This is a genomic window from Archangium lansingense, assembly GCF_026626635.1.
Lineage (GTDB): Bacteria > Myxococcota > Myxococcia > Myxococcales > Myxococcaceae > Archangium > Archangium lansingense.
The window spans coordinates 13,602,709-13,620,769 of record NZ_JAPNKA010000001.1 but is presented as its reverse complement, the minus strand read 5'-3'; the positions used below and the strand labels follow the sequence as shown (position 1 = coordinate 13,620,769).

Annotated in this window: 14 protein-coding genes; 3 read left to right on the top strand and 11 right to left on the bottom strand. The window is 67.7% G+C overall.

The features are described 5' to 3' along the window. Positions 1-2: 2 nt before the first annotated feature. Together OV287_RS55270 and OV287_RS55265 are read right to left on the bottom strand one after the other, a co-directional pair. Positions 3-650 carry a hypothetical protein gene (locus tag OV287_RS55270; protein ID WP_267542158.1) on the bottom strand — a complete coding sequence of 216 codons (648 nt, stop codon included), beginning with the start codon at positions 648-650 and terminating at the stop codon, positions 3-5. A gap of 131 nt (positions 651-781) precedes the next feature. Then, entirely contained in the window at positions 782-2,968 is a 2,187-nt protein-coding gene (locus tag OV287_RS55265) for a tenascin-X (RefSeq protein ID WP_267542157.1), read from the bottom strand. 200 nt (positions 2,969-3,168) lie between these two features. Here OV287_RS55265 and OV287_RS55260 point away from each other — a divergent pair, with 200 nt between their 5' ends. Further along, the gene (locus OV287_RS55260) at positions 3,169-3,456 is read left to right on the top strand and encodes a hypothetical protein (RefSeq protein WP_267542156.1); all 288 of its coding nucleotides are present in this window, start codon (positions 3,169-3,171) and stop codon (positions 3,454-3,456) included. Between the two features lie 344 nt (positions 3,457-3,800). Continuing rightward, positions 3,801-5,654 (top strand): protein kinase domain-containing protein, encoded by a 1,854-nt coding sequence (locus OV287_RS55255; RefSeq protein WP_267542155.1) that lies wholly within the window; start codon positions 3,801-3,803, stop codon positions 5,652-5,654. Positions 5,655-5,734: 80 nt separating this feature from the next. Here the strand turns inward: OV287_RS55255 and OV287_RS55250 are convergent, their stop codons facing one another. The 5 genes from OV287_RS55250 to OV287_RS55230 form a co-directional block, all read right to left on the bottom strand. Continuing rightward, a complete protein-coding gene (locus OV287_RS55250) occupies positions 5,735-6,052 on the bottom strand; it encodes a DUF1330 domain-containing protein (RefSeq protein WP_267542154.1) in 318 nt (105 codons plus the stop codon). A gap of 108 nt (positions 6,053-6,160) precedes the next feature. Further along, positions 6,161-6,934 (bottom strand): hypothetical protein, encoded by a 774-nt coding sequence (locus tag OV287_RS55245; protein ID WP_267542153.1) that lies wholly within the window; start codon positions 6,932-6,934, stop codon positions 6,161-6,163. A 142-nt stretch (positions 6,935-7,076) separates the two neighbouring features. After that, the gene (locus tag OV287_RS55240) at positions 7,077-10,319 is read right to left on the bottom strand and encodes a helicase HerA-like domain-containing protein (RefSeq protein WP_267542152.1); all 3,243 of its coding nucleotides are present in this window, start codon (positions 10,317-10,319) and stop codon (positions 7,077-7,079) included. A gap of 34 nt (positions 10,320-10,353) precedes the next feature. Next, entirely contained in the window at positions 10,354-11,343 is a 990-nt protein-coding gene (locus OV287_RS55235) for a helix-turn-helix domain-containing protein (RefSeq protein WP_267542151.1), read from the bottom strand. A gap of 1 nt (position 11,344) precedes the next feature. Continuing rightward, entirely contained in the window at positions 11,345-12,607 is a 1,263-nt protein-coding gene (locus tag OV287_RS55230) for an endonuclease domain-containing protein (protein ID WP_373371897.1), read from the bottom strand. Positions 12,608-13,718: 1,111 nt separating this feature from the next. Here OV287_RS55230 and gshB point away from each other — a divergent pair. Beyond that, entirely contained in the window at positions 13,719-14,678 is a 960-nt protein-coding gene (gene gshB, locus OV287_RS55225) for a glutathione synthase (protein WP_267542149.1), read from the top strand. A 17-nt stretch (positions 14,679-14,695) separates the two neighbouring features. Here the strand turns inward: gshB and OV287_RS55220 are convergent, their stop codons facing one another. From OV287_RS55220 to OV287_RS55205, 4 genes are all read right to left on the bottom strand, one after another. Further along, the gene (locus tag OV287_RS55220) at positions 14,696-15,088 is read right to left on the bottom strand and encodes a hypothetical protein (RefSeq protein WP_267542148.1); all 393 of its coding nucleotides are present in this window, start codon (positions 15,086-15,088) and stop codon (positions 14,696-14,698) included. Positions 15,089-15,575: 487 nt separating this feature from the next. Further along, positions 15,576-16,346 carry an Imm49 family immunity protein gene (locus OV287_RS55215; protein ID WP_267542147.1) on the bottom strand — a complete coding sequence of 257 codons (771 nt, stop codon included), beginning with the start codon at positions 16,344-16,346 and terminating at the stop codon, positions 15,576-15,578. Positions 16,347-16,351: 5 nt separating this feature from the next. Next, positions 16,352-17,446 carry a hypothetical protein gene (locus OV287_RS55210; protein ID WP_267542146.1) on the bottom strand — a complete coding sequence of 365 codons (1,095 nt, stop codon included), beginning with the start codon at positions 17,444-17,446 and terminating at the stop codon, positions 16,352-16,354. A gap of 27 nt (positions 17,447-17,473) precedes the next feature. Next, positions 17,474-18,061: an imm11 family protein gene (locus OV287_RS55205; protein ID WP_267542145.1), complete on the bottom strand. Its 588-nt coding sequence runs from the start codon at positions 18,059-18,061 to the stop codon at positions 17,474-17,476.

The following is an 18,061-nucleotide window of genomic DNA, read 5'->3' as shown; positions in this document are numbered from 1 at the left end:
CCTCATGGAGATGGGGTCCCCGAGCCGCCCACGCCCGGTGTCTCCCCCGCGGAGGGAGCCGGAGGGAGGGCCTCGCCCGAGAGCAGGAGGGCCAGGAGGGCGCCTTCCTCGGCGGGGCCAAGCGGCACGACGTCCTCGGGAATCCGCAAAGTCACCGACTCGGGAGGGCCGCGGGTGACGTCGCACGTGCGCCAGCCCGAGTAGCGGTTGCCCGCCATGGCCAGCGAGTAGCTGCAGCCTCCCACGCTGCCGGAAATTCCCGTGGGCGTCAGCGTCAGCTCGGCCGTGTCCGCGCCGAACCAGCCCCGCAGGGACAGCCCAGGTTGGGGCGCGCGAGCAAGCACGGTGAGCTCCACGGAGGCGCCGGCTGCCTGGCCGGTGATGTCGCCGTTCTTGTTCCACTTCAGGTCCACCGGCTGGCCCTTGAAGGTGCCGCGCAGCCCGTTGGGGACACGTCGCAACTGGAAGCCACCGCCGGAGATGGAGTCAGACTCGACGCGGAGCTGGAGGCGGCGCTCGCCTACCTGGAGCAGGAGGGACTCCCGGGCAGAGACGGTGACCTGGGCCGCGGCAGGCGGGCCGAGCCCCAGCAGCAGCACCAGCGCCAGGGGAGCGAGGACGCCGCGCCTCGGGAACGAGGGCTGTGTCACGGTGCACCTGCCTTTCATCGACACCCCTCAAGCTAGGGGCGCGGACGCGGGGCAGGAACGGGTGCTCCCCTGAGTGCTCCACGTGCATCCAGGGCACAGAACGCGTGGGGTGGAATGCGGCCGTGACAAGCTCACGGCGCCGCGCGCACCGGATCCTCGTGGTGATCATGCCCCGGTCCGCCGAACGTGCCCGGCCAGGGCGCCTCGGCCGGCTTCAGCTCCGGCAGCTTGAAGCGCTGGAAGCGCGCCTTGCTGTCCGAGAAGGGAGGATCGCACTCGCCGCACGTCGTCGCTCCGTCCATCAGCGTCAGCGATCCCGGCCCCAGCTCGAAGAGCTGCGGCACCGTCCGAGGCGTGTAGCCCAGCTCGCACCGGAAGGCCTCGCTCCCATCCCCCGCCCTCACCCCCACCAGCACCGGCCTCTGGCCCTCCGCCGCGAAGCCCAGCACCATCGTCCGCCTCACTCCACTCTCCGGCCACGTGCCCAGCCGTAGCTCCTTCGACACGAAGCTCGACCCCACCCCCGGCAGCCGGTACGTCCACGCCGGCTCCAGCCCCGGCACCGCGTACCCCTGCAACCGCGGAGACTCCGGCGGCACCGTGTCTGGGTTCACCGTGGCCCCCTCGGGGCTCGGCACCAGCACCTCGTGCGTCGCCACCGCCCGCCCCAGCTTCAGCGGCAGTGTCCCCACCGGCTCGCCATCCAACGTGCGCAGCGGCTGCGTGCCTCCCTCCGGCATCAGCAGTCCGCGCACCAGCCCCAGCTCACCTCCGGGGAAGGGCAGCGTCCTCCTCCAGCGCGGCACCCCATCCGAGGAGAATGCCATCACCAGCGTCGGCTCTCCGGCCTTCAGCGGCGCCCCTGAGTTCACCGTCGGGGAGAACGTCACGTACAGGTCCCCCGCTGGATCCGACGCCAGCCCGAACGGGTGCGGGTGGTTGCACTCGGACAGCAGCGGATCCTCCAGCAGCTGCGCTGACACCAGCCCTCCCGCCGCGTCCAGCACCACCAGGTAATACAGCCGGCACAGCGTGTTCGAGCCCAGTCCCGCCGGATACGCCTCGAAGAGCGCCGCCAGCCGGTCCGGCGCCATCACCGCCAGCCGCGCCATGAAGAGCGTCGAGGCCTGGCGTGCGATGTCCGGCCTCGCCCTCCCCAAATCGAAGCTCCACCGCGGTGCCGCCGTCGCCCGCTCCATCAGCGACACCTTCCCCTGCTGCGGCAGGTCCATGCACAGCAGCCGCTCGTTCCACAACATGCACCGCCGCCCCGTCACCTGTGCATCCACCGGCGCGTCTCCCGCTGCGTCCAGCATCGGCCTCTCGAAGAAGCCCGCCAGCGTCACGTCCCCCTCGGGGCCCACCAGCAGATCGTGCAGCTTCCGGCCCTCGGCCGCCGCGTCGTACGTCCAGTCCGGCACCAGCGCTGTCGCCGGCGGCCTCACACACACCGAGCCCTGGCATCGGCCCTCGCCCTGGCACGGCGAGGCCGGCGCGCACACGAAGTTGTCCGGAGGGTTGCGCTTCACACACGCCCCCTCCACGCACACGTCCGCCAGATCGCACCCACGCGCCTCACCACAGAAGGTGCCATTCACGGCGGGCTTGAGCTGGCAGCCCCGCTGGGGATCGCACCACCCCTCCTGGCACGCCCCATCCCCCGGACATGGCGGCGCGGGCACCGACTTGCACCCATCCAACGGACTGCACACGTCCGTGGTGCACGCGTTGCCGTCGTCGCACACGCGCTCGCGGCCCCGGCAGCGGCCCTGCTGGCACACCGCGTCCAGTACGCACGTGTTGCCCGGATCACACCCCGTGCCGTCCTCCAGCACCTCCTCTACGCACTCCTCGCGTGCCACATCGAACGTGAAGCGGTGGCAGGCCACCGGCGTGGGACAGGGTGGCGCGAGCCGGGCCTCCCCCGACAGCATCAGCGTCACCGTGCGCCCTCCCTCCTCCGTGCCCACCAACGTGGCCGAGAAAGCTCCAGGCGCACTGGGAGTGAATCCCACCTTCACCGTGGTTTCCTCCGTAGGCCTCACCCGCTGCGGCAGCCCCTCCACCGAGAAGGGCCCCTCCGGCCGGCTCCACTCCACTCGCACCCCGGCGCGGCCCGCGCTCACCACCCGGACCGAGGCCTCCCGTGCGGCACCCACGTACGTGGCCGGAAAGGCCACTGCCTCCTGCGAGAAGCGCACCTGGCTGGAGGAACCCACCAACGGCGGCTTCTCCTCACGGCAGGCCCCCAGCAGCCCCCAGAGCAGCACCACCGCCAGTACCCTCGCCCACCCATCCACTCTGGTTTCGCGCGCCATGCCGTGAGTCCCCGCTCTTCCGGCTATAGCCCTCGCTCCTCCCAGCGACGAGTGGGCCCCGCCCACCTTTGCCGCCGCCCCGTTCACCATCCCACCCTCGGACGTACTGGCGTTTCTACGGTCTGCCTTGGGGAGAGTGCTTCTAAACCCTCGGAAACACGGGCTTCACCCTCGGTATGCTTCTCGCACCTTCCCCAGTCATGGCTTCCATCGAATCCGCCATTTCCGAGCAATTGGCGCAGGCCTTCACGGTCTGCATCCCGTACGAGCTCCAGCCGGGGATGGACCAACTGCCGTCCGATACCCGCCACACCCTGCTGGGCGAGCTCTTCCGCCTCGCCGTCCAGGCCTGGCAGGAGCGCTGCCTGCTGCCCCGCCACGGCCCCGTCACCCTCGAGTTCCTCCTGGCCGGCTGCGACGTGGGCATCGAGCTGGATGCCCCCCGGGCCCGGCTCACCCTCGTCTCGCTCATCCGCGCCCGGCACTGAGGACGGGGGTGGAGAGCCCGGTGGTGGCTCCGATGGCGAGCCCGCTGCGGCACCCGGGAGCCCGGCCCCGTTCTCCACAGTTCCACATGTCCCCAGGGCCCTCTGTTTCTGTACTGAGTGAATAGAGTATTAGATTGATCAGGAGTAACCGTAGGGGCTGTGGGCTTGTGGAAAAGTCAGCAACCTACCGGAACCACTGAGGAATTCAGAATCTGCTACATGTGGGGAACTTGGAGCTTATCCCCGGCCACCCACAGGGGTTGGATCATCCCCAGGGTTTTCCACTGCGGCACCCCCCTTCATCCACAGGCTGTCCACAAGGGGTGTGGGCTATGGTTACACCCATGTCCGCACCGGTTCGGGGCGCCTCCCCGCCACAGAATCCCGCCAATCTCGACGTGCATTGGGGCGAGCGCATCGGAAGGTATCAGGTGCTCACCCAGCTATCGGTGGGAGGCATGGCGGAGCTGTTCCTCGGCTTCACTTCGGGGCCGGGTGGGTTCCGCAAGTATGTAGCACTCAAACGAATCCTCCCGGACGCGCGGGGCGACGAGCAGTTCGAGAAGATGTTCCTGGATGAAGCGCGCATCACCGCGGCACTCAACCACCCCAACATCGGCCAGGTGTTCGAGCTGGGCCAGGACGCCGAGGGCTACTTCCTGGCGATGGAGTTCATCGCGGGGCAGAACCTCAACCAGATCGCCAACGTGTGCCGGCGGAGGGGCCAGTGGCCGCCGGCGGGCTTCGTCCTGTCCGTGATGAGAGACGTGTGCCTGGCGCTGCACTCGGCGCACACCTTCACGACGCCCGGGGGCAAGCCCTACCCCGTCATCCACCGGGACGTGGCGCAGAAGAACGTGATGGTGACGTACGACGGGGTGGTGAAGCTGCTGGACTTCGGCATCGCCAAGGCGCGGGACGGCACGGTGCGCACCCAGGCGGGCACGGTGAAGGGCACCACCGGGTACATGTCTCCGGAGCAGGTGCGGGGCGAGCCGCTGGATGGGCGGAGCGATCTGTTCGCCGCGGGAGTGATGCTCCACGAGCTGCTCACCGGCGAGCGCCTCTTCTCGGCGGAGACCGAGCACCAGGAGATGAAGATGATCCTGGACGCGCCCATCCCGGTGCCGACGGAGAAGGTGCCCACGGTGCCGCCGGAGGTATCGGCGGTGGTGCTCAAGGCGCTGGCGAGAGATCGGGAGCAGCGCTACGTGAGCGGCCGGGAGATGGCGCGGGCGCTGGAGGCGGCGGCGGGCGGCCTGCTCTTCGACGCGGAGCAGCGGGCGGCCTTCATGCGCGAGCACTTCCAGGACCGGATGGCGATGACGCACCGGCTGCTGGAGAGCGCGGAGTCGGTGCAGCAGCCGGTGGACTCGGAGACGGCGCGGATGCTGGGAGGCGGCGAGGGTCCGGGGGATGTGCCCACGGATCCAAGCCCCACGTTGCAGGGTGCGCGTGCGGAGAAGGCGGCGGATCGGTCCATGGCGCGGGATGGGGCGCGGCTGGTGGAGCGGTCGGAGGCGAAGCGGCCGGCGCGGGAGCAGGGAGTGCGGAGGGCGGACACGGGCGAGCCTCCGGCCACGGGAGTGCTCACCACGGGGAGGATGGTCACGCGAGAGCAGCCCGCGGCCACGGAGACCCGAGCCACGCTGCGGCACACGCGCGGAGGAACGGGGAAGTTCTGGGTGGCGCTCATCGCGCTGCTGGTGGTGGGAGGAGGCCTGGGCTTCGGCGCGGTGAAGCTGGTGGCGGCGATAAAGGCGCAAGAGTCCGAGGGGACACCCATTCCCCTGCCGTTGGCGGATCTGTCCCCGATGACGCCCATCCTGCCGCCGGGTCAGAAGAAGGCGGACACGGCGGACCCGGGCCCCAGCAAGCAGGCCTCCGCGCAGGCCCAGCCCTCAGTCGAGGCGCCACCGGAGACTCGGGAGGCAGCGGCGAAGAAGGACGATGACGGCGAGCCCGTGCGCAACGTGAGGCAGGGAGCGCTGACGCTGGTGGTCCTGCCGGAGGCCGAGGTGTTCCTGAATGGGCGCTCGCTGGGGAAGACGCCGCTCATCAAGACGCCGCTGCCGGTGGGCAGGCACTTGCTGCGGATCAAAGGTGCGGACGGGAAGCGGCGGCAGCTGTCGGTGCCCATCCAGGCGGGCAAGACAGCGCAGTTCAAACTCAAGCTGACGGACATCCCCGAGCGCTGAGCCTCCCTGAGACTCCCTCTCCCTTTGGGAGAGGGTCGGGGTGAGGGTGTTGCCTCGAATCACCGCTGCTTGGGTTTCCCCTATTTCCTGGCCGCTGGATCCGCGCCCGGAGGCAGACCCTCCACCAGCAGCATGTCCGTATGGGTGGTCGCCTGACGGAGCGCCTTGGCCTGAGCGTACTCGGGAGAGTTCCACCACTCCTGGGCGCGCTCGTAGCTGGGGAACTCGAGGATGATGAACCGCGGCACGTCCCAGGTGCCCTCGAGTACCTCCGTCCTGCCCCCGCGCGCCAGGTAGCGGCCTCCATAGAGGCCAATCGCCGGTGGCGCGAGCTGCTTGTACCGCTCGTAGTTCTCCGCGTCCTTCACCGTGACTTCGACGACCACGTAGGCAGGCATTCGTTCCCCTTTCGCCGGGGAGCATAGTTCGAGTTTCGCACTTTCTAGTGACGCTCGAGCAGTGGCCTTCAAGGAGCAGGGAGGGGGGAACGAGGGGCCCCGCGCGCCTCACTGCCCGAGCGACGAGGGCGGCGGCTTCGCACTGAAGGAGGGCAGGTAGCACTTGCCCTGGTACTCGAAGAGGGTCTGCGGGCACGGAGCCTTGATCGCGTGCTCCGCCCAGCAGGCGCCGACGAGCTCAGTCTCGACGTAGCGGGTGCAAGGGGGGCGCTTCTGTCCTTTGAGGGGCTCCTTCGGGAGAGGGTGGGCGAGCACGGTTTGCCCGGGGGGAGTGGTGTCCGCGAGCCACGCGTTGAAGTCCGACGTCTCGGCCTCCATCGGCACCTCGTAGCTCATGGGGGCTGGCGGGGCGCTCATGGGTGGGGACACGGAGGCCGGACGCACCAGCGAGAAGAGCAGGGCGCACACCGTGGCGGCGATCACCCCGCTCAATCCCAGACGCCACTGGAGGCGGGGCTCGTGGGGGTCGGACATGGCGCGGACCATGCGCCGCGCCTCATCGAACAGACCTTCCAACGTGAGCAGCAGCGACTCCGCCGACTGCCTCTCCTGGGCCCTGGCCCAGCCGGTGTGCATCACCTCCATGACGGAGTAGCCCTGTGAGGCCGAGGAGCCGACGACCACCCGCCAGTCCTTCCCCGGTGCCCTTCCCTCCTCTGCGGTGTGCTTACGCACCAGGGCCGTGGCCCCGCTCGTCTCGTGCTTGGCCAGATAGAGTTCCTCCTGGCTGTCATTGGACTGTTGTACCTGCTCCTGAATCAGGTACGGCCCCACCCGCTCCGGTTCCTCCTCGATCGCTTCGGGCTTCTTATCCTCGTCCATGCGTGCTCCTCGCGAGCCTCTCCGCCTGCGGGAGGCCAGCTGCGGGTATTCGCATGAACCGCGCCCGGCATCCAGGAGGTACCCGGTTCGTCAGGTGGGGGCCTACTCACAAGTGCCCTCGAGTGGGGTGGGCGAAGGGCCATCAGGAGGCCGTCGAGGCGGTCCTCGCGGCGAGTTGCAGCAGCTCATCATCGGAGAGCTGCTCGGTCGCCAACGCGGAGGGCTCGACCTTGACGCGATCCACCCTGCCGTCGCGTGCGAAGTGGAACTCGCCGGTGGACTGGCCGGGAATCTTCGTCGCATCCACCCGGGCCTCGCTGAGCATGGGCTTCATCTTGTCCAACGAGACCTTCTCCTTCACGCGGCCAATGAACCAGGAGCGGATGGTATCGCGGCACTTGTAGTCGAAGTCGCCAGGGCTCTGGGTGGCCAGCATCAGCCCCACCCCCGCCGAGCGCGCGCGCTTGAGCAGGTTCTCCATCGGCTGCTTCGTGGACGGCTGGCGCATCGCGGGCAGGTACAGGTCCGCCTCGTCGAACATGAGCACGGCCTGCAGCGTCGTGGACGGGTTGCGGTTGAGCCAGCGCGTCGTCTCGATGAGCAACTGAGACACCCAGAAGAGGACGCTGTTGGTGTCGCCCAGGAACTTGGTGCTGATGATGCTCAGGCGCGTCCTGCCGGGTTTCGCATACACACCCCGGCCGAGCAGCAGATCCAAATCAAGCCTCTCGGCCTCGCTGCCCATGAGGTGCTTTGCGTCGATGCGCAGCCGGTCCAGGTCATCGGCGAGCTTGTCGAAGAGCTTCGTATCCAACCGGCCCGCGGCGCTCACCAGGATGGGATCCTTGTTGCCGATGAACTTCACCAGCTTCTCCAGGGTCACTCCCTCCGGAGTGAGCTGAACGAGCTGATCAATCGCCTGGGACAACAGGGTCCTGCAGGACTTGTCGCGAGGGTTCTGCCGGTAGTCCAGCATGCCGGACAACGCCTCGGCGGCATGGCGCGTGGCCTGCTGCCGCTCGTAGTCCGAGAGCGCGGCGAGCCCCTCCGGGACGATGGGAATGCCCAGGGGGCGGCCGTGGGGATGGCCGGGAGTGAAGAAGGCCACGTCGAGCCGCTCGTGCAACAGTGTCCGGCGCTCGGCGCGGCGAGCATCCTCGATGGGGCGCGTCCAGAAGGACTCGGAGGCGTAGCCGGCGAGGTCTCCCTTTCGGTCCACGAGGATGACCGGAATGCCTTGCAGGAGCAGCTGCTCCACCAGGTTGAGTGCCAGGGTCGTCTTGCCGCTGCCAGAGCCTCCCAGGAAGGCGGCATGCCGGGTCAGCTCATCGGGGGTGGCGAGGACGGGCTCACGCAGCAGGCTGTCCGTCTCGCCGATGCGGATGGGCTCCCGCTTACGCGCGGGCGGTGGCGGGGGTTGCACGACCTTCACGACGGGAGGCGCCACCGGGCCCGCGGCCGGCTTCGGAGCCGGGGGTTGCTCGGTCCGGACGGCCTGAGGCGCGGAGACCGTGGGCGCGGGAGTCACGGCCTGTGTCCCGAAGGGAGGTGTCTCCGCGGGGGTGGGCCGGGAACTGGGAGCGGTGGGCGTATGCGAGGAGCGCAACTGCTCCAGGCCGAGGATGTCCCGCAGCGGCTTGAGCTGGGTGAGGGGCTGGTTGGTGCGCAGCCAGTGTGCGAAGTCGGGACGCGACTCATGCTGCTGGCGGAACTCGCGCAGCGCGATCAGGGTGCGGCTGTCGCTGTCCTCGAGCACCGCGCGGCGGCCTCCCCTGCTGATGAGCTTGCCGAGCTGCTCGGCCGTGGTGCTCTTGGGATTGCTCGGGAAGTCACTGGTGCGCACGACGATGGGAGTGCGTGCCTTGCCAGCCTCCTTCCGAGTCTGTTCGATCTGATTGGCGAGCGCCCCTCGCTGGGTGCCCCGGTTGCACAGAGCCACGTGCAGCTTTCCGTCTCCCGGCGATACGTCCACCTGGATGACCTCGCCAGACAGGCGCGCCTCGAAGCGGTGCCCCGTGTCCACCTCGTCCGCGCAGGCCCGGAGTGCCCAGACGAGCAGCTCGGCGAGCTGGGAGTCTGCCTCGGGTGGCGGGGTGGAGTGCGACGAGCGGAAGTCGTTCCACGCCTGGTCCAACTCCAGCGTCTTCTTCTCTTCCTTCTTCTTGAGATGGGAGCCGCCCGGCACGCTCTCCAGGGGGAAGCGCTCCGGCAGTGCGCCTGCGCGGATGGCCTGCTCGCGCCAACGGCGGCACGCGTCCAGCACGTCACGTGTGCTCTTGCCCGAGAGCTGCTCGAAACCCTCATGGGGGAAGGGATAGGTGGGCTCCGCGGGATCGAACGGCGCGTCCTCTATCGAGTAGAGGTGTTCCAGTCGACGCTCGGTGATGAGCCGCGCCTCCTCGGCCGTGCGCAGGTTCTCCAGCTTGATGAGATCCGGATCCCGCTCGATGCGATCCAGGAGCGACTGGGTGAGCTGGCCGCGCAGACCCGTCCAGAAGGTGTGCAGGCAGCTGATGACGATGACCGATGAGGGCGCACGCTCCGCGAAGTCACAGAGCATGTGCATGGCCCGCCGGAAGGCCTGGGCATTCGCGGCGTCGAGATCGAAGCCCTCGAGCTGATCCACGCACAGCACGAGCGAGTGATTGAGGGCCGCCGCGAGCCGGCCGAGGTGCTCCACCATTTCCTGCGGGTGGTTGTCATAGGTGCGAGGCACCAGCCCACCCAACACCTTGCGATCGCTCTCGGACAGGTCCTCGCAGCGCAGGTACTTGAGTACCCGGCTGCGGATGCGCGTGTCGTCCCGCTGGAGGAAGAGCAGCGCACGCAGCAGATCCAGGTCCTGCTTCTTGAAGCGCGGCTGCTTCTGGAGATCGTCCGCGGCGAACTCCACCAGCTTGGGAACCTCCTCGGCGTCCGCTTCGGGGTCCGCCAGCATGGCGGCCACCTGACCACACTCGGACAGCAGCGCGTCGGAGAGCTTCTGCAACCCGGAGCGCGTCTCCGCGGGCTCCTGGTAGGGCTGGTCGAGCGAGTCGATGAGGTTGGAGAGGACGTAACGCCCGTAGTTGGACGTGGACGTCGTCATCTGCATGTAGCCCACGAAGCCGAGCGATCGCTCATGGGCCATGGCGCGGAAGGCACGCAAGAGGTGCGTCTTGCCGCAGCCCGAGTCGCCGAGCAGCAGCAGGATGCGCCCCGAGTCCACTCCAGGAGGCGTGGTGGCACGCAACAGGAGGCGCTCGAAGGTGGCGCGCGCCTCCTGGTGCACAGTCTCCACGTCGAAAGGATCCTCCCGCCAGACCTCATGCCGGTGCTGGATGGAGTGGAAGACCTCGGTGCGATCGGAGAGGAAGGAAGAGAGGCGGAGATCGGTCTGGGTCATCGGCAGTCCCCCGAGTGCCGTACGAGGTGGAGTCCTACAGGGCGATGAAGTGGAAGGTGGAACCGAGGTGGTGGATTTCCGAAGCCTGGACATCCGCTGGATCCATCAGTTCCACCATGTCGGCGCGGCTCAGCGACAGCAGGCGCTTCTGGTTGGCCTCGACGAGCCGGTTCTTGAAGGACTGCTCGTCCAGGCCATGGCTGCGCATGGCGCGCCAGACGTGCGAGATGAAGACCCGGTCGTCCCCGAAGCGCCCGGTCTCGGAAGTGCGGGCAGTCTGCAGCACGCGCTCGGCGAAGGCGGGCAGGCCGTCCTCTGCGGGGCGCGGTGCCGGCGCGGGAGCCTCGGAGTCGCGAGCCGGCGTCGTAGGCTCCGAGGTGGGAATGAGCCAGGACTGGAGGGCTGCTACCCGGAGGCTCTCCGCGTCCATGCGCCGGGCCCCCACGCTCCGTGCCGCGAGCTGCTGCATGGCCTGAGAGGGTTTCACCTCGCGTGAAGCCTGGAGCACCTTGCCGAGCAGGAAGGACTGCACGTTGGCCAGGGTGAAGGGCTTGTCCGTCTCCACGCCGAGCTGCTTCCAGCACAGCTCGTCCCGCACGTCCTTGAGCTTCCGGGTGCCAACCTCCTCGAGGCCGAGCTGCTTCTCCACCAGTACCGCGCGGAGGTTATCCGCCTTGTCCAGCCTGCCCGCGTTGGCAGAGGGCAGCCCCAGCGCGAGCGCCGTCAGGTGGGTGAGCCGGAGCTTCTTCCAGCTGAGGCCCTTGGGCAGCTGCTTCACCCCGAGGAACTCCAGCGCCCGCGCGCGGCCCTCCTTGGTGAGGGACACGCCCTTGCGCGCCGTCTGCTGGAGGAGCCCACCCGATTCGAGCGTTGCCAGCGACTCGTCGAGCCGGGTGCTCCACTCGCCCGGGCTCCACCGGTGCGAGGCGAAGGACTTGAGCGCACTGGACAGTGCACTGCGAGAGCCCTTGCCCTCGGCGCGCGTCAGCAACCACACGAGCACCAGCTCGCCTACGCGAGACACCTCATGCCCCTCCATCTGCATCCTCCCTGTGACGCCGGAGTGAGACTACTTCCAAGATAGTGTCGCGGATTTCCTCCAGGCGCGCCACCACATCCTTGGCGAGGAAGCGGAGCACCAGGTAACCGTGCTGCTGGAGGGCCAGGTCCTTGCGCCGGTCGCGCCGGTAGGCCTCGTCATCCTGGAAGTGGTAGTAGCCGTCCACCTCGATGGCCACGCGCAGCCGGTGCGAGAGGAAGTCCACCTCGACGGGCCGGTTGTTGATGCGGAACTCGGCTCGTTTGTTGAGCTCGAAGAGGCCCTGGGTCGCGGGGAGCGAGTCGAGCAACGAGCGCAGGAAGCTCTCGGCGCTGCTGCGCGCCCGGTCCGCGGCCTCGGGCTCGTGTTTGGAGGCCTCTAGCTCGCGGGCAGCCTCGCCGTAACGGGCCAGCACCTCCTCCGTGACACCATCGGCGGCCAGCCGGGCCAGGGAGTTGGAGAGCACCTCCGTCGCCTGGACGCCGAGCTTCTCCAGCCGCCGTCTCAGCTCCTCGGGAGAGGGGGCCTCCAGCTCCAGCAGTCCCTCGCGCACCAGGGCCAAGGACTGGCTCTCGTGACCTCGCAGATAGGTGTTGAGCGCGGGCCGCTCCGAGTGGAGCGCCACGACGAGCGGAGGCACGGCGTCACACAACCGAGTAGCCACCCGGGCCGCGCTCGTGAGCCACCCGGGGCCGAAGCCGGAGAGCAGGAGGGCTGGAGCCGTGCCCGCGGGAATGAGCGCATGCAGGGCCGTGAGTGCTCGCAGGGGATTGCGCTCGCAAGCGTCGAGCACCGCGCCGAGCGGTTGCCCGGACTTGTGGACAACTTGTGGAGGTTGGAGCAGGCACCTGCACGCGGCGGAGACATCTTCCCCGGTGAGGGCGGGGAACAACTCCTGGAGGAGGATGTCGCGCTCATGCGCGGTCTTTCCGCTCAGGCGCGAGCGGAGCTCACCCGGGGCGAGGCCCGAGGCGGAACCGAGGAAGTCCGCCGCATCGGCTTCGAGGTTCCGGGTGCGGGAGAGCGTCTCCATCCAATCGCGGACCACCTCGGCCTCGCCCGGAGCGAGCGAGACGCAGGAGGATTGGCTGCGGGATTCGAGCCATCGGCGCCAGAGGGACATGGCGCTGCCCGGGGGACCGGCGAGCACGGTGAGCTTGGGGATGCCCTGCTCGCGCCGGCGCTGATGGCGCTCCAGCTCTTGGAGGACCGAGGTGTCACTCCGGGGAGGAGGTCTGGCAGAGGGCACGGACATAAGCGTCCATGAAGTCGAGGCATGGCATCAAGGGGCCCTCCCCCAAGGTTGTGTCCGGCAGTCGTCACGCCGCACAAATGGCGCACTGCTCCATACCGGGGTTCCACTTACTCCTGAGGTAACGCTCCGGTGGAGTATCGAGACTGTTGGTCTCTGCCCTGCGAGGTGTCATGCGAGTGAAGCGGAGCACCTTCCTCAGTCTGCTGCCCGGGTTGCTGCTTCCTGTGCCGCTCCTGCTCATCCTGGGAGCGGCAGCTTGGAATCCCTGGAACGAAAACGGTTCGAGGGCAGTGGCAGCGACTCCCATTCTGGAGTTGGAGGAGACGTGGAAGCTCCAGACCTATTCGCAGAGATGCTGGAGCGGTCAAGACTGCGAGTCGCCACTCGGATGCCTGAGGCTCTCAGTGTCCGAAAGTGAGGGTCTTTGCACCGATAGCTGGTGCACCACGGATCTGCAATGCAGGGAAGGACGAAACTGCCGGACACTGCCCACGATGGGTGATGGACCGTTCGTGCGTGTGTGTGTCCATCCAGGAGAGCGGAAGGAAGGCGAGGCCTGCGTTTCGGCCAGGGGACCTGTCGAGAGCACTTGCGATCAGGGACTTCACTGCAACGCGGGATGGTGCGGGCGCGCCTGCCAACCGGATGAGCCCACGAGTTGTCCACAGGGCTTCTTCTGCCGGGAAGGGCTCGATGGTCCCTCCTGCCTTCCCACCTGCGAGGCGACGGGTTGCTCCGAAGGCCAGGAGTGCATCGCCTTGGGCGAGGGCATCTCTGCCTGCGCGGTGGTGCGCGGGGAGAACTGCCAGAAGGAGCCCTGCTCCGATGGCGGCCTCTGCTCCGTCTGGCCCCCGCGCTACAAGGAGTCCCGTCTGGAGCTGAAGATGGCCTGCTCCCTACTCTCCTGCTCCGACGGCGGGTCCAAGTGCCCCCCAGGCACTTCCTGTGTCGAGGGCCTCTGCCGCCGCCCCTGAGACCCACCGTGTGTCTCCCGCGTCACGGTAGCCTCTGCTTTCCACTCCGCGTGTTTTTTCTGTCGCGCGAGCGCCTCCATGCGTCTACTCACGGGGTATCATCCCTCTCCCCCCAGGAGGCTTCCGCACCCATGGCCGCGCTCACCTTCGGCTTCCTCATGGATCCCCTCGAGACGGTCCGGGTGGACCACGACTCCACCTTCGCCCTCATGCTCGAGGCCCAGCGCCGCGGTCACCAGGTGCGCTACTTCGAGCAGCCTTGGCTCCGCTTCAGCGGCTCCTGCGCCGAGTCCCGCATGCGCACCGTCACCGTGCGTCGCGAGCCCGGCCGCCACTTCGACATCCTCGACGAGCAGGTGCGTCCCCTCTCCAGCCTCGACGTCCTCTTCCTGCGCAAGGATCCGCCCGTCGACGCCGACTTCCTCCAGGCCACCCAGCTCGTCGAGCTGTGCAACGGCCGCGAGCCCATCTTCCTCAACAACCCCACCGGCATCCGCGATGCCAACGAGAAGCTCTTCGGCCTGCGCTTCCCCGAGCTCATGCCCGAGACACTCATCGCCCGGGATCTCACCGCGCTCGCCCAGTTCATCGCGCGCAATCCCCAGGGCACCATCATCAAGCCCGTCGAGGGCTTCGGCGGCCAGGGCATCGTCTTCCTCCAGCCCGGAGACCGCAACACCCGCTCGCTCCTGGAGATCAGCACCCTGGGTGGCAGGAAGGCCATCGTCGCCCAGGCCTACCTCCCCGAGAGCCGCCAGGGTGACAAGCGCATCATCCTCGTGGATGGAGAGCCCTGCGGTGCCGTGCTCCGCGTCCCCGCCCAGGATGATCACCGCGGCAACATGGCCGCCGGCGGCACTCCCGTGAAGACGCAACTCACCGCGCGTGAGCTGGAGATCTGCGCCCGCCTCAAGCCCTCGCTCCAGGAGCGCGGCCTGTACCTCGTAGGCATCGACGTCATCGGCGACTGGCTCACCGAGGTCAACGTCACCAGCCCCACCGGCATCGTGGAGATCGACAAGTTGGACAACACGAACGTGGAGGCGAAGGTGATCGACGTCGCCGAGCGGCTCGTGGGCCAGCGGCGATGAGGGGTTGATTCCACGCATCAGGTGTACATCTCGACCTCTTCCATCTTCTCGCGGAGCGCCTGCTGCTCCTCCGGCGTGGTGCCCAGGCGCTTCATCATCGCCATCTCCGAGGCGAAGCGGTCGTCGGAGCCCTCCCAGGGGAGGAACTCGCGGAGGATCTTCTCGGCGCCTCCGGTTGGCCCCGCGGCGTTGTGGGACAGGACAGCGGTGCGCTTGTAGGCCTCGCGGTAGGCCTCGCGCACGGACTCGGGCGTCTGGGGGCTGGACAGCGCCTCGCGCAGCGCTTCGAGCTCCATCGTCATCCGGAACAGCAAGGTGACGAGGGCCGCGTGGGATGGACCCTGGTGGTAGTGCTCGGCCATGGCACGGTACATCTCATACGAAGTCTTGGGGCGGTCGGGGGCGTTCATGGGCCGCAGCCTATCGGAGCCGGCTCACGTGATCGGAGCCCGGCGGATGAGCTCCTCAAGCGTTGCCTTGAAATGGGGACAGCGTTCCCGAAACCCTCCGCTGAGCTGGGTCGACTCGGCGAGCCTGCGCCAGTGCGAACCAGAGCCACCCATTCCGGAGCACTCTCGCAGGAAGCTTCCGGCGGCGGCTTCGATTCCCGCCGCCTCCACATTCAGAAGCCCAGCAATCTCACCGGGTTGCTGGGCTTTTTCTTTGCCCTCGGTGCCTCATGTGCCCTCAGTGTACCCCTCCGGCGTCTCTGGCCGGTGCGGCGTGAAGCTGGGGCGCGGGGTGGTCGAGCTGCTGCACCGCGCTCTCCCGGGATTCCGGTGCGAGGTGGGCGTACCTCAGCGGCCGATGAGCATGGCGGCGGTCCTCCGCGCCTCGTCGTAGCTCCAGGCAGCGGAGCCGGCCGAGAACGTCCTGGGCCTTCGTGGTGGTCCCCGGTTAGCCTTTATCGAGGTCGCGCCACGCGTCATCCGCCAGGCCCGGCTTGCGACGAGCACGAGCCAGAGAAGGCACGCACGGGAACTCCCGCTGGAGAGGAAGGCCGGCTTGTGCGGCCAGTGTCAACAGCCCCAGTCCCTCGACGGAGACCTGCGCGACTGTGGCCCAGCGCTCCTGGGAAATCTTCTCCCGCTCCAGGAGGCGGTCCTGCCGGGCCTTCTCCGCGGCCAGGTATTGCTCCAATCCCTGCGCGACACCTTCCGCGTCCTGTTTCAAGAAGGCATGGCAGAGCGGGAGGCGTACGTCCTCCGAGCCCTGGAGGACCTGCTCGTATTCCTCCAGGAGCACCTGCAGCCGCGCCTCGGTCTCCCCGAGGAAGAAACGGCCCATCAGGAAATGGGCGTACAGGAAATCCTCCTTGTACTCCATCCCCTGATGCCAGGTGCGCCGAGAGCGCCGGGCAATCTCCGCGGCGCCGTCGAGATCCAGGGCGGCCAGGGCGTCGAAGAACGGCGCCATGCGGCTCGTCACCAACTGGGACTCCGAGAGCTTCCCCATGAGGGACAGGTACGCGCGGCCACTCTTGTAGAGGCACTCATGAAGCCCCTCGGCATCGCCATACAGGAGGAACTGGCCAATTCCACGAATCCGATAGTTCTCACAGAACGTCAGGACCTGCTGAAGGCTCGCCTTGGACGCCATGGCCTTCAGCAGTTCCGCGTTATCAAACCGGGCGTTGCTGACAAATACCTGCAGGAACTTGGAAGACATGCGGTTCAGGCCTCAGCGCCGAGGACAAATGCACCGATCGCGCCATGCTCCGAGCTGGAGACAACCAGGCTCCGAGAACTGGATGCATACTTGCGACGAAAGGACCGTACCGCCACGCAGAGCGCCACGGCCCCACTCGCGGCGCCGGTATCTCCCAGGGAGACGCCGGGGATGACCAGACGAACCGGCTCATCCAGACGGGCCCCGAGCCGCACCCGGGTGGTGCCCCATCCCGAGGCCCGCCAGACCTCGCCATTCAGGTCGCAGACGATGTCTCCCCGGAAGGCCTTCCCGGGGCCCAGTACCTTCGCGAGCGCATCCTCGATAACGTTCGCCAGTGCCTGTCCGACACTCGGCCTGCGGGCCACGGACCGGTCATGCTCCTGTCCCACCGAGACGGCACTCACGAAGGCCTGGGGAGCGACATTCCTCCTGCGCGCGGCTGCGGGGTCCTCCACCAGGATGCATGCCGCGGCCTCGCCAGGCATCAGGCCGACCGGAATGTCTGGAGACTTCAGTCTCCGATGCGCCTGCAGCCACTCCAGGCTGAGCTGATCCAGATAGGAGTCCATGGCCACGATGAGGAAGCGGTCGACCGCCGAGCGGGGGAGCCTTTGCTGGGCATACTGGAGCGCAGCCGCCATGCCCGCGTGCCCCTGATTGATAGCGTGGCACTCGCCAGCGAACGGCAATTCGAGCATCTTCTTCAACTGCGAGAGGAAGGCACTCTTCAGTCCCTCGACGCCCAGCTGCCGTGCCTCCATGAAGCGGGCCCCATCCAAGACGGGCCCCACCCAGATGAGCCCCGTCCGCTGCCAGAACTCCGGAGCCGATCGGCCCGGCACCTGTCCGAGCAACAACAAGTCATCCACACAGCCACGCGCGAGCCGGATCCACCTGCCCACGGGCGCGAACCCATCTGTGAAACCGTGGATGGGGTGGCCCGTCAGCGGCACGAGTTCCTGGTGCTCCTCGTCGATGACCGGGAAATAGACCAGCTGACGAGGCCGTGTGATGCCCGCCCGCAGCGCCGCGCAGGACTGGACGACGTCCAGGCCCACGCTCGAAACCATTCCGAGTCCGGTGATGGAGAGAACCATGCGCGTGTCCGGGCAGGAGCCAGGCCGTCAGGCCCGCTCCAACATACGGAGCGGAGCCAGCAGGACATTCGTGAAGCCCTGCGCCTCGACAGCCTGGACGAAGCGCTCATCCACGACATACTTGCTGGGCTTCTTGTCAATCCGGAACAGCGCGGGGGCGTTTTGCACCTTCGCGGGGTCCAGCACGAACTCCGCGATGTCGACCACACTCCCCTCCTCACCATATTTGACGCCACTGGCCTTCTCATCAAGGCAGTCGAGCGCACCGATGGGATTGATGATGAAGTAGTCCCTGCTGTAGAGCCGCTCACGGTGATCGTACAGATCGAAGGGGAGATATTCGATCTCGCATCCCGCGCAGAGCTGCTCGAACACCTTTTTCACCTCGGAAGAGACGATGAGGTAGCTCTCCGTGTTTCCGAGGAGCGAGGACAGCTTGAGGCCTGGATGCTCTTCGCGCAGGAAGATCTTGGGCTCGGCGGGGTAGAACGCCTTGGCGGGCCTGCCCTTGGTCATCAGGAACCGGCGCAAACCAATCCCCTTGGGAGGATCATCAATCAGGACGAGGTCCTGATCGTTGAGGTCGCCGGTCGTCGACAGCAGAAAATACTTCAT